This window comes from Clostridium aminobutyricum, from assembly GCF_017255415.1.
GTDB classification, from domain to species: Bacteria; Bacillota; Clostridia; order Peptostreptococcales; family Anaerovoracaceae; genus Aminipila; species Aminipila aminobutyrica.
This window is the reverse complement of sequence record NZ_JAFJZZ010000001.1, coordinates 1194587-1206965: the sequence shown is the minus strand read 5'-3', so window position 1 is coordinate 1206965 and position 12379 is coordinate 1194587. Positions and strand designations below refer to the sequence as shown.

General features: G+C 40.4%; 10 protein-coding genes and 1 tRNA gene. All 11 read left to right on the top strand.

Annotation, left to right across the window (positions count from 1 at the left end):
• Positions 1-114 precede the first annotated feature (114 nt).
• Complete coding sequence (locus JYB65_RS05755; protein WP_206581632.1) at positions 115-1020, top strand: CAP domain-containing protein; 906 nt, start codon at positions 115-117, stop codon at positions 1018-1020.
• Between the two features lie 199 nt (positions 1021-1219).
• Positions 1220-2044 carry a carbon-nitrogen hydrolase family protein gene (locus tag JYB65_RS05750; RefSeq protein WP_206581631.1) on the top strand — a complete coding sequence of 275 codons (825 nt, stop codon included), beginning with the start codon at positions 1220-1222 and terminating at the stop codon, positions 2042-2044.
• Positions 2045-2196: 152 nt separating this feature from the next.
• A complete protein-coding gene (locus JYB65_RS05745; protein WP_206581630.1) occupies positions 2197-3291 on the top strand; it encodes a BMP family lipoprotein in 1095 nt (364 codons plus the stop codon).
• A gap of 182 nt (positions 3292-3473) precedes the next feature.
• Complete coding sequence (locus JYB65_RS05740; RefSeq protein ID WP_206581629.1) at positions 3474-5003, top strand: ABC transporter ATP-binding protein; 1530 nt, start codon at positions 3474-3476, stop codon at positions 5001-5003.
• 1 nt (position 5004) lies between these two features.
• A complete protein-coding gene (locus JYB65_RS05735; protein ID WP_206581628.1) occupies positions 5005-6168 on the top strand; it encodes an ABC transporter permease in 1164 nt (387 codons plus the stop codon).
• Positions 6168-7127: an ABC transporter permease gene (locus tag JYB65_RS05730; RefSeq protein ID WP_206581627.1), complete on the top strand. Its 960-nt coding sequence runs from the start codon at positions 6168-6170 to the stop codon at positions 7125-7127. Before JYB65_RS05735 ends, JYB65_RS05730 begins: the two co-directional genes overlap by 1 nt.
• A 226-nt stretch (positions 7128-7353) precedes the next feature.
• Positions 7354-9231, top strand: coding sequence for a YgiQ family radical SAM protein (locus tag JYB65_RS05725; protein ID WP_206581626.1), 1878 nt, complete (start codon positions 7354-7356; stop codon positions 9229-9231).
• On the top strand, positions 9231-10565 hold the full coding sequence (locus tag JYB65_RS05720) for a DNA methyltransferase (protein ID WP_206581625.1): 1335 nt from the start codon (positions 9231-9233) through the stop codon (positions 10563-10565). The genes JYB65_RS05725 and JYB65_RS05720 overlap by 1 nt, the downstream gene beginning before the upstream one ends.
• Positions 10566-10578: 13 nt before the next feature.
• Complete coding sequence (locus tag JYB65_RS05715; protein WP_206581624.1) at positions 10579-11466, top strand: YitT family protein; 888 nt, start codon at positions 10579-10581, stop codon at positions 11464-11466.
• Positions 11467-11790: 324 nt separating this feature from the next.
• Positions 11791-11866 (top strand) — tRNA-Arg (locus tag JYB65_RS05710).
• Between the two features lie 279 nt (positions 11867-12145).
• Entirely contained in the window at positions 12146-12340 is a 195-nt protein-coding gene (gene thiS, locus JYB65_RS05705; protein ID WP_206581623.1) for a sulfur carrier protein ThiS, read from the top strand.
• Positions 12341-12379 lie beyond the last annotated feature (39 nt).

Here is a 12379-nt window from a genome sequence, read left to right as displayed (position 1 = left end):
GTAAATTTTATATAATGATTTTTGGGGACAACTGGCACTATACTTCTCATATGGGTAAACGCAAGACAAAATTACCCTGATTTTTGGAATAAGTGGAAAAGGAGGACAATAGTTATGAAAAAGAACTTTGTCAAAACTACGTTAACGTTATCACTACTGCTTATGGCTGCAGCACCGGCTCAAGCATTTGCAGGGACAAGTTGCGGAGGCAATGTCTCGGTTCCATTGAACCAACAAACGGTGGTTAAAGATTTAAGCAGCTGCCTATCAAACAACAATTGTATTAAGCTAAATTGTTCAAATCTTCAATCATTATGCAATCTAAACACTACAGCTGTAGATGCTGCACAGAGCAACGATTGCCAGCAGGTTCTTCTAAAGAATCTATCAAACCTAAAAAGCACATCTGGAAAGATTACTTTAAATGCAAAGGATGCTACAACAAAAAACACAGGCAAGAGTACCAATTGCCCGTTGACTGCTAATCAAACAAAAACAAATCAGCAGACTCCAACGAAGGATACTACTACTCCAACAAAGGACACTACTACTCCAACGAAGGACACTACTACTCCAACGAAGGACAACACTACAACAAATAATAATACAAACACTAGCACTTCGGATACTGCAGGAATCGGTTCATATGAACAACAGGTTGCGAATATTGTAAATCAGGAAAGAGCTGCAGCCGGGTTAGCTCCATTGACATTAAGCACTGAATTATCAAAGGCAGCAGAAGCAAAGGCTCAGGATATGCTGACTAACAATTATTTCTCACACACTTCACCAACTTATGGTTCACCATTTGATATGATGAAGCAGTTCGGTATTTCATATACGACTGCGGGAGAAAATATTGCGATGGGACAGCAGACACCTCAGAGTGTTATGGATGCATGGATGAACTCTTCCGGACATAAAGCAAACATTTTAAATTCCAAATACGGTAAAATTGGCGTAGGCTATGTAAAAGGTAGCAATGGAACTACTTATTGGGTTCAAGAATTTACAAACTAATGAGATAAGCTCATTTTTTAAATCACATAGTAAAAGTGATTCCATGTTTAATAAGTTACCCCTTCAGTGTTTTTAACTGAAACACTGTAAAATAGGTAGGAAATATCAAAACTGATATTTCCTGCCTATTTAATTTATCAAAATAATGGTATACTATCCATATGCCATATGGAAATCCTATTACAGAGGAGGATAGTATATGAATTTTAAAATTGCTTTGTGTCAGATGAAAGGATCATTTGATAAGAAAGAAAGTTTGGCAAAAGCGGAATCTATGATTCGAGAAGCTGCTTCCAAAGGTGCTGACGTAATCGCGCTTCCTGAAATGTGGAACTGCCCTTATGCCACTCAGTATTTTAAAGAATATGCCGAAGAAGAATCAGGAGAAACCGTGCATTTTATGTCTTCTTTGTCAAAAGAATTAAAGGTATATTTAGTGGCGGGAAGTATTCCCGAACTGGAACGTTTGAAAAATGGGGAAGAACGCGTATATAATACGAATTTTTCTTTCGATAAAAGCGGTGCACTCATTGGAAAGCATAGAAAAGCGCACTTATTTGATATTGATGTAAAAGGTGGTATACGATTTAAAGAATCGGATATCCTGACTTCCGGTCGGGAGGTGACGATTATTGATACGGAATACTGTAAGATCGGAATCGCTATTTGTTATGATGTACGGTTTCCTGAACTGTTCCGGAAAATGACGTTATCGGGTGTGAAAGCGGTTATTTTGCCTGCTGCTTTTAATATGACAACCGGACCGGCCCATTGGGAGATCACCATGAGGGCAAGAGCCTTGGACAATCAAATCTATTTTGCGGCGGTATCTCCGGCTCGAGATCAGCAGGCGCCCTACCAGGCTTACGGAAATTCCTGCTTAGTGAATCCGTGGGGGGAATTTTGCGCCAAAGCCGATTCCAGAGAGACCATCGTATACGGTACAGTAGACTTGGATTATTTAGATGAGATCAGAGAGCAGCTGCCTCTGTTAAAGCATAGAAAACCTGAATTATATGATTAAATACAAAGCCCGTTATCTGCCTTTTATTGTAGAAATAAGAGGCTTGATATTTTTCCTTATTATGCTAAAAAACACTTTTAAAATAAGCCTTTAAGACTTATAATAAATGTACGTTATACAATCAATCAACCGTATCAGGAGGGAGAAAATATATGAAGAAATTTTTAGCAATCTCACTTACTTTAGTGTTAGTGCTCGGATTAGCGGCTTGTGGCAATTCAGGCGAACCTGCTAAGGACACAAAAGATAACAAGACTTATGAAATCGCAATGATTACAGACATTGGCTCAATTGATGACAAGTCCTTTAACCAGGGGACTTGGGAAGGTGTTGTAGCTTATGCAGATAAAAACAAGGTTACATGTAAGTACTACAAACCAACCGAACAAACAACGGATGCTTATCTAGCAGCCATACAGCTTGCGGTACAGGGTGGAGCAAAAGTTGTTGTTACTCCTGGATTTTTGTTCGAAGTACCTATTTATCAGGCTCAGGACTTATACAAAGATGTAAACTTTATTCTAATTGACGGTTATCCGAATGATGGAGCGAAAGATAATCCAACTTATCGCACGGCAGAAAACGCTGTAGGCATTAAGTTCGCTGAAGAACAGTCCGGATACTTGGCTGGTTACGCAGCAGTTATGGAAGGCTACACAAAGCTTGGATTTATGGGTGGTATGGCTGTTCCTGCAGTAGTTCGTTATGGGTACGGATTTGCTCAAGGTGCTGAAGCTGCCGCTAAAGAATTAAAAATTAAAAATATTGATTTAAAATATCACTATACAGGTAATTTTGACGCAACGCCTGAAGCGCAGACTCTGGCATCTTCATGGTATGCGGAAGGTACGGAAGTTATCTTTGCAGCCGGCGGTGCTGTAGGAAATTCTGTCATGTCAGCTGCTGCCGCTGCAGGAAAGAAGGTTATCGGTGTTGACGTAGATCAGAGTTCTGAATCTCCAACCGTTATTACCTCTGCAATGAAGGATCTTTCTGCTGCAGTTGAGTCCACATTGGAACAGTACTATGCAGAAAAGTTCCCAGGCGGACAGTCCTTAACTCTTGGTGCTGCAGATAATGGGGTACAGCTTCCTATGGAGACTTCCAAGTTTGAAGCATTCGCTCAGGGCAACTATGATGCGGTTTATGCTGATCTAGCTGCAGGCAAGATCGTACTTCAGAAAGATGAAGTGAAATCTGCCGCAGATTTAGGTTTAAAGATTGTTAAGATTACTGTAGTTGAATAATATCGGCTTATTTAAATGTTACGGTTGATGAATAGTTCGATTTAAGTTGAGGTACGGCATGCTTTATGCCGTACTTTTCTATTTTCGCCGGGGTCTCTTAGGCCTTGATAATACACCCTGTAGTTGATTTTTTTGGTAAATTGGATATAATGTATGTATTATATTAAGAACGGAGAAGCTGTATGGAATATATCATAGAAATGCTGAACATTACTAAAGAATTTCCAGGTATTATTGCGAATGATGATATCACACTCCAACTTAAAAAAGGTGAAATACATGCTTTGCTCGGAGAAAACGGAGCGGGTAAGTCGACGCTGATGAGTGTTCTTTTCGGAATGTATCAACCGGAAAAGGGTGTCATAAAGAAAAACGGTGCAATCATCAGTATAAAGGACCCCAATGATGCAAATGCACTTGGGATTGGGATGGTGCATCAGCACTTTAAGCTGGTGCATAATTTTACCGTACTTCAAAATATCATATTAGGCGTTGAGACAACTAGGAGCGGACTGCTGAAAATGGAAGAGGCCAGACAAAAAGTAGTTGCCTTATCGGAAAAGTATGGACTGATGGTTGATCCGGATGCTATTGTGGAAGACATCACCGTTGGGATGCAGCAGCGTGTTGAGATTTTGAAGATGCTCTATAGAGATAATGAAATCTTGATTTTTGATGAACCAACGGCAGTTTTAACACCGCAAGAAATCGAAGAACTCATGAAAATCATGAAGGACCTTGTAACAGAAGGAAAATCGATTCTTTTCATTACACATAAATTAAATGAGATCAAAGCCGTGGCAAATCGATGTACTGTTCTTAGAAAAGGAAAATACATAGGAACCATTGATGTGGCGGCGACTTCGAAAGAAGAAATGTCTGAAATGATGGTTGGCAGAAAGGTTGATTTGTCGATTCACAAAAAACCGATGCCGCAGGAAGAGATCGTTTTAGAAGTAAACAAGCTGAGCATTAAATCAAAGAGCGGCAGTAAACATGCTGTGCATAACGTTTCCTTTAAGATTCGAAAAGGTGAAATAGTCTGTATTGCAGGTATTGACGGAAACGGTCAGTCCGAGCTCGTCTACGGTTTAACAGGACTGAGTCCGATGGAGTCAGGGCAAGTTCTAATCAACGGTACGGATGTAACGAAATGGAGCATTCGTAAAAAGAATATGGCAGGACTAAGTCATATTCCGGAAGACCGACATAAGGATGGACTGATATTGGATTATAATTTGAAAGAAAATTTGATGCTAAAGAAATATTTTATGCCGGCGCTTCAAAAACACGGCTTTATCAATTTCAAGAAAGCCAAAGCGTATGCTGAAAAGCTGATCGGTCAATTTGATATCCGAAGCGGACAAGGTGTGAACACGATAGTACGCAGTATGTCCGGAGGAAATCAGCAGAAAGCGATTGTGGCCAGAGAGTTGGATATGGACCCAGAAATCTTAATCGCCGTACAGCCTACCCGAGGTTTGGATGTAGGTGCAATTGAATATATTCATCGGCAGTTGGTTGAAAAACGAGATGAAGGAAAAGCAATTCTATTAGTATCTTTGGAACTGGATGAAGTAATGAATGTAAGCGATAGAATCTTAGTCATATATGAAGGCGAGATTGTAGCAGATGTGAAACCTGAAGAGGTTACAACTCAAGAACTGGGCCTCTATATGGCAGGCTCCAAGAGAAGTGAGGTGACGGCTTAGTATGAATAGGCTTAAAAATCTTCTTGAGAGCAACGGCTTCAATAATGCCATGTCTTCTATTTTTGCTATTCTAATCGGACTGATTTTTGGTTTTGTGATTTTATTAATAACGAACCCTTCAGAGGCAGCAGCCGGTTTTGTTATCATCTTAAAGGGCGGTTTCAGTACAGAAGCAAAAGGGTTAGGACAAGTACTCTATTTTGCGACACCGTTGATTTTAACCGGATTATCCGTTGGCTTTGCGTTTAAAACTGGTCTCTTTAATATCGGAGCATCCGGTCAGTTTATCATGGGCGCTTTTGCAGCTATTTATGTAGGCGTAAAATGGGATTTTCTCCCGGCACCGTTTCATTGGATTATTGCGTTGATTGCTGCCGCTTTTGTGGGAGGCTTATGGGCACTCATCCCCGGTCTGATGAAAGCCTATTTAAATGTGCATGAAGTGATTGCGACGATCATGATGAATTACATCGGCATGTACATGGCAAACTACTTGGTAAAGATGACCGTATATGACAGCAACAAAGCGTTATCAATGGACGTTGCATCAACTGCTGTATTACCGAAGGGTGGTTTGGATGATGTCTTCTATAATCCAATGGGAACGATGAAGGATTTATCTACGGTCAATAGCGGTATTTATATTGCGGTTATTATGGCGATAGTCATTTATATCCTTTTAAATAAAACCACGTTGGGTTACGAATTGAAAGCTTGCGGATACAACCAGAAGGCAAGCAAATACGCGGGTATTAATGAAAAGAGAAATATTGTATTAGCGATGGTGATTGCAGGAGCGCTTGCAGGCCTTGGCGGCGGACTGTTATATTTGTCCGGTGCAAGCGGCCGCCATATTAAGGTAGTAGATGTATTGGCAGCCGAAGGCTTTAACGGAATTCCAGTAGCATTATTGGGGTTATCCAACCCGATCGGAATCATCTTTGCGGCACTGTTCATCTCCTATATTACCCTTGGAGGTAATTATTTGCAGACATTAGATTTTGTTCCTGAAATTATTGATATCATTATTGCATGTATCATCTATTTCAGTGCATTTTCATTGATCTTCAGATCGATATTACCGAAGGTTATTAAGCATATTCACGAAAAGAAAGCAGTAAAAGATGCCGTGATTTCAGCAAATAACGAGGAGGGAGAAAAGTAATGGATATTTTGTATTTAGTTGCGCAGCAGACAATGTTTTTCTCCATACCTCTCTTGATCGTTGCGCTTGGCGGTATGTTTACGGAGCGAGGCGGAGTAACCAACATTGCGTTGGACGGCGTGATGATTATTGGGGCTTTTGCCGGAATTTTCTTTATCAATCAAATGGGGCAGACCATGAGCGGACAGCTTTTATTGATTCTGGCAATACTGATTTCCGTTTCGATAGGTATCGTTTTTTCACTGCTTTTGGCCTACTCCGCTATTAATTTGAAATCAGACCAAATTATCGGCGGGACTGCACTGAACATGCTGGCACCGGCTCTTGCTATTTATGTTGCCAGAACGATTCAGGAGAACGGCGTACAGCAAATTCAGTTCATCAACAGCTTTCGAATTTTCTCCGTACCTGTTTTGGGGGATATTCCGGTTATCGGAAATTTGTTTTTTAAGAATGCTTACCTGACTACTTATATTGGACTCGCTATCTTAGTGATTTCCGTAGTCATACTGTATAAGACGAAATTTGGCTTGCGTTTGCGTGCCTGCGGGGAACATCCGCATGCCGCTGACTCGGTTGGAATTAATGTGTATAAGATGCGATATGCAGGAGTTATGATTTCCGGCGGATTGGCTGGTTTGGGAGGCTTGGTGTTTATCATTCCTACTTCCACGAACTTCAATGCCACCGTATCCGGATATGGATTCCTTGCACTAGCCGTAATGATTTTCGGTCAGTGGAGACCGATTAAAATTTTACTTGCCGCTTTTTTCTTCGGTTTGATGAAGACTGTCGCTTCTGCATATTCGGTTATTCCGATATTGGCAACATCTGCTATACCGGGTGATGTATATAAAATGATTCCGTTTATTGCAACACTAATTGTATTAGCGTTTAGTTCGAAGTCTTCACAGGCTCCGAAGGCAGTTGCGATACCATATGATAAGGGAAGCAGATAAGTGAACAACTTGACTTTTACAACACAATAATATATAAAAATAACCGTAAAATTCTACAAAGTATAGATTTGTGAATTTTTACATGACGATATAATTGCGCAGGATTTTTTTCGTAGGACAAGGCGTGAATAGGCAAACGTAGCGGAGTGTACAAAAGCACTCGAGCAATGGTTTGACTGTTCATAACGCAGTAATATGAAAAAAAGACGAGCAAGGAAGGATTTGAATGAGTTTTTTACCCATAACAAAACAAGAATGTGAGCAACGAGGTTGGCCTCAGCCAGACTTTGTGTTAATTACAGGGGATGGATATATTGACCATCCTTCTTTTGGTACGGCGATAATAAGCAGAATTTTGGAAAGCAGAGGCTTTAAGGTGGCGATTTTAGCTCAGCCGGATTGGAACAGTAAAGATGATTTTATGCGATTTGGGAAGCCGCGGCTGGGATTTTTAATTAATGCCGGAAATGTAGATTCCATGGTAAATCACTATTCTGTTTTTAAGCATAAAAGAAGAACCGATGCATATACTCCAGGTGGTGCCATTGGCAAAAGGCCGAATCGAGCGGTGATTGTGTACAGCAATCGAGCACGAGAAGCCTATAAGGACGTACCGATCGTCATTGGCGGAATTGAGGCAAGTTTACGTCGTTTGGGGCATTATGACTATTGGGACGACAAGGTTCGCAAGTCCATTTTACTGGATTCAAAAGCGGACATCTTGATTTATGGGATGGGGGAACGCTCGATCGTTGAGATCGCCGAGGCTTTGGATTCAGGGATAGAAGCAAAAGATATCGGCTGGATTCGAGGAACCTGTGTAAAAGCAAAGGAAATTGAATTGGATGAGGAATCCATGTTGCTTCCGTCTTTTGAAGAGATTGTCAGTGATAAGAAGAAATACTGCGAAAGTTTTGCAATTCAATATGGAAACAATGATTTTATTACCGGTAAACGATTGATAGAGCCTTATGGCGGGGATGTATATGTGGTGCAAAATCCGCCTCAAGAACCTCTTTCCACACAGGAACTGGATGATGTATATGAATTGTCTTATGAAGGAACGTATCATCCTGTCTATGAAAAGGATGGGGGTATTCCGGCTATTAAGGAAGTCGAATATAGCATTGTGAGCAGCCGAGGTTGCTTTGGGGGCTGTAGTTTTTGTGCCTTAACCTATCATCAGGGCAGGCAGGTACGTGGGAGAAGCAAAGACTCGATTGTGAGAGAAGGGAAAAAATTGATTGCGCAACCGGGGTTTAAGGGATATATTCATGATGTAGGGGGACCGACGGCAAACTTTAGAGGACCTGCTTGTAAAAAACAGCTGACGAAAGGTGTCTGCAGTGAAAAGGACTGTCTTTATCCAAGCCCTTGCAGCCAAATTTCAGTAGATCATAAAGAATATTTGGAACTTTTACGATCTCTTCGAGGACTGCCGGGCGTGAAAAAGGTGTTTATACGTTCAGGAATACGATTTGACTATGTGATGGCAGATCAAAATGATGAATTTCTGCGTGAATTATGTAAATATCATGTGAGCGGTATTTTAAAGGTGGCACCCGAACACGTATCGGAAAGGGTTCTTTCCTATATGCGGAAACCTGAAAAGAAGATCTTTGAAGAATTCAGCAAAAAATATAAGCGTATTAATGAGCAATTGGGCCTCAAGCAATACTTGATTCCGTATTTGATATCTTCTCATCCGGGGAGTACGCTGGAGGATGCGATTGAACTAGCCTTGTTTTTAAAAGAAAATGGATTTATTCCCGATCAAGTACAGGATTTTTATCCCACACCGGGAACCCTTTCCACTTGCATGTATTACACTGAAATGGACCCTTTGACCATGAAGAAGGTGTTTGTACCGAAAACCATGGAAGAAAAGAAGATGCAGCGTGCATTAATCCATTTTAATAAACCGGAGAACCGAGAAACGGTAAAGGCGGCCTTAATCAAAGCCAGACGACCAGATTTAATCGGCGTTTTGCTCGGAAGAACCTTTAAGAATCAGGAGGGGGGCCCGGAGAAAGATTCGCGACCTCAAAAATCGCAGAATCAGCCTATACACAGAAATACAGGAAAGAATAAGAGGAGCAAATAATGGGCTTGATCTACAAGCTTGCACAAATATTAGAAGAGAGTAGAGCAGAATATTTACAGTCAAAAGCAGAAATTTATAGTGAGGTTGCATGCTTTGGTCACACGCAGCAGGATAAAAGAAATCTGTTGGCTTATGGCAATAATCTGCAATGGATGAATTATTTAAAGGATCACTTAGGGATGGAAGGAAATTTGCAATTGATTTATGTGGATCCTCCGTTTTATTCCAAGGCAGACTATTTTATGAGTGTAAAGATCGAATCCGAAAAGTTGGAAGAAGACTTTAAAATCAAACAGACGGTTTATACGGATACGTGGAATAAAGGCATTGAAGATTATTTGAAAATGATTGCTGTGAGACTATTTGTTATGAGGGATTTACTTAGCGACGAAGGATGTGTATGGATTCATTTGGATTGGCATGTCGCTCATTATGTGAAGCTTTTAATGGATGAAATCTTCGGCGAAAACAATTTTGTCAATGAAATTATCTGGACCTATAAATCCGGAGGCACCAGCAACCGTCGTTTTTCCAGAAAGCATGATACGCTTCTGTTCTATTCGAAGACTGACCGGTATTATTTTAATCCTCAGAAGGAGAAATCCTATAACAGGGGGTTTAAACCATACCGATTTAAAGGAGTCACAGAATACGAAGATGAGCAGGGCTGGTATACGATGGTGAACATGAAGGATGTTTGGCAGATTGATATGGTTGGACGGACTTCAGCAGAAAGAACCGGTTATGCGACGCAAAAACCGGAACTGCTATTGTCGAGAATATTAGAAAGCTGCACAAGAGAAGGAGATTTATGTGCAGACTTCTTTGGAGGTTCGGGAACGTTAGCTGCAGCCGCTTCGCGTATGAACCGGCGGTGGATAAGCTGTGATATAGGATTGTCCTCCATAGCAAATATTCAGAAAAGACTGCTGTCCAATGAAATGGATTTCAGCTTTTTTATACAAGATAATGAGTGTTTTGAGAACCCAGACGGAGAGATAGAGGTGAAATTTCAATCCTGTACGGATGATATGGTAGCTTCTTTGGAGCTGACGCTCCTGCATTATCAGCCGTCTGAAAAATGGTTGGAAGCATTGACTCCGAAGGATAAAACGTTGATAGAGGCCATATTGAAAGAAGATTCAATGAGTTTGATCGAATTTTGGAGTGTGGACACACAGTATAATGGCAAGGTGCATCAGCCTCAAGAAATTATATTCAAAACGAAAGGATGTCTTGAACGCAAGGTTGTGATTCATGATACGGCAGGAGTGATCCATATCATATGCGTGGATGTGTTCGGCAATCGCGTCGCCAAGACGATAAACGGGTAAGGGGGATTCTATAATGAAGAAAATTACCAAGGAGAGAGTAAAACAAGTTATCATTGACTTAGCCTTTATATTAATTGCTTGTTGCATCGGTGCGTTTGCAACGGTAAGTATTTTGATACCGAACGGATTGAGCAGCGGGGGAGTTACCGGAGCGGTTCGAATTTTACAAAACTATGTGTCGTTAGACTTTTCTATTATGTATTACATAGGAGCGTTAGTCATTCTTGTAATTTGTACCATCACCTTGGGAATGAAAGAAGGAAAGAAGATTTTATTGTTAACTATCATGTATCCTGCGGCTTTGATGGTATTTGAACAGTTTAATTTTCAATTGCTGGAGCAAAAAGATATCATTTTGGCCGCCATCTATTGCGGTATATTTTCTGGTATTTGTAACGGAATAGGTTTTTCAAGGGGCTATTCGTTTGGAGGAACGGATACGATTGCAAAGATCATACAGAAAAAGATACTGCCCCACGTAAGCTTAAGCAAAATTTTAATGGCCATCGATACTTGTGTAATCGTTGCTTCCGGTTTTGTTTTCGGTAGAAATATTGCTTTGTATGCGCTGATTACTACGATTATCATTTCAAAGATGACAGATTATGTTTTATTTGGATTTGAGACAAAAATTGTTCAGGTTGAGATCATCACAAGTGCCTCTAAAGAAATTGCCGACTATATCATGAACGACATTGAAAGAGGTGTATCCATCGAGCGGATCACAGGCGCCTATACCAGAAAGGAACGCGATAAATTACAGATTTTATGTTCCCCTAGAGAGGGCATATTGATTCGTCAGAAGGTTGCGAGACTCGACCCGAAAGCACTCGTTACCGTTATACATGTTGATTCTGTCTGGGGCAATGGCATCGGATTTAATGATATTGAGAAAGAATAGAAGATTAAAATGAGCATAAAATAATAAATAAATATAAAAATATTGTATTTTCAGAGATGTATTGTTATAATTAGAATATAAAAGTGCTACCGATAAGCGGTCAGCCTAGATTATAGTTAATTAAATAATCGCCTAGTTTTCCAGACAGGGGCGATTATTTCTTTTTTGTGATTCTATATGTAACATCGACAATAACGAATATTAAGCCAGTGAAGGCCATGAAAAACTTCATAGTTTGTACCAATAAAATCAAATAAGCGTTGATTTTCTAAATTAAATAGGGTATAATGATATCTGTTCGTTAGGAACACATAGTTAAATTTTGGGGCACTAGCTCAATGGATAGAGTCGCAGACTTCGAATCTGTCGGTTGGGGGTTCGAATCCCTCGTGCCTCACCAAATGATTTGACCTTCAAATTTTGAACAGTTTTTTGGGACTGAACAAAATTTGAAGGTCTTTTCTTTGCTCCAAAGCCTTGCATGATAAGGCCTTGGGGCTTCGTATTAATTAGTATCTTTAAGAATAAATCTCTTCGAATTTCGGATGTTCTAGTGTTGACAACCGGAGGTAATTATGGTATTTTTGTAAAAGATATGTTGACGTTAAGTCGCATGAAGGGGTACACCACCTTGGGTGTATTTTTTCTGCGGCTTTTTTTATTTTCAGGAGGTGGTTTTATGGTCCGAATTAATGGCGAGGAGGTTTCGGCGGACAACCGGATTTTACAGAATTATTTGGAGGATGCCGGTTATTCGCTGAAAAAAATTGCGGTGGAGGTGAACGGCTGGATTATCCCGAAAGCGCAGTACTCGGCCAAGGTTTTAATGCCGGGCGATTCGGTTGAAATTGTGCATTTTGTCGGTGGCGGCTGATTGTCTGTAAAATGAACGTGTCATTGAATTTTACAGTAT

Excerpts from the sequence above, each read along its gene's own strand:
- JYB65_RS05755 (WP_206581632.1), top strand. The coding sequence starts at position 115 with ATGAAAAAGAACTTTGTCAAAACTACGTTAACGTTATCACTACTGCTT.
- JYB65_RS05750 (WP_206581631.1), top strand. The coding sequence starts at position 1,220 with ATGAATTTTAAAATTGCTTTGTGTCAGATGAAAGGATCATTTGATAAG.
- JYB65_RS05745 (WP_206581630.1), top strand. The coding sequence starts at position 2,197 with ATGAAGAAATTTTTAGCAATCTCACTTACTTTAGTGTTAGTGCTCGGA.
- JYB65_RS05740 (WP_206581629.1), top strand. The coding sequence starts at position 3,474 with ATGGAATATATCATAGAAATGCTGAACATTACTAAAGAATTTCCAGGT.
- JYB65_RS05735 (WP_206581628.1), top strand. The coding sequence starts at position 5,005 with ATGAATAGGCTTAAAAATCTTCTTGAGAGCAACGGCTTCAATAATGCC.
- JYB65_RS05730 (WP_206581627.1), top strand. The coding sequence starts at position 6,168 with ATGGATATTTTGTATTTAGTTGCGCAGCAGACAATGTTTTTCTCCATA.
- JYB65_RS05725 (WP_206581626.1), top strand. The coding sequence starts at position 7,354 with ATGAGTTTTTTACCCATAACAAAACAAGAATGTGAGCAACGAGGTTGG.
- JYB65_RS05720 (WP_206581625.1), top strand. The coding sequence starts at position 9,231 with ATGGGCTTGATCTACAAGCTTGCACAAATATTAGAAGAGAGTAGAGCA.
- JYB65_RS05715 (WP_206581624.1), top strand. The coding sequence starts at position 10,579 with ATGAAGAAAATTACCAAGGAGAGAGTAAAACAAGTTATCATTGACTTA.
- thiS (WP_206581623.1), top strand. The coding sequence starts at position 12,146 with ATGGTCCGAATTAATGGCGAGGAGGTTTCGGCGGACAACCGGATTTTA.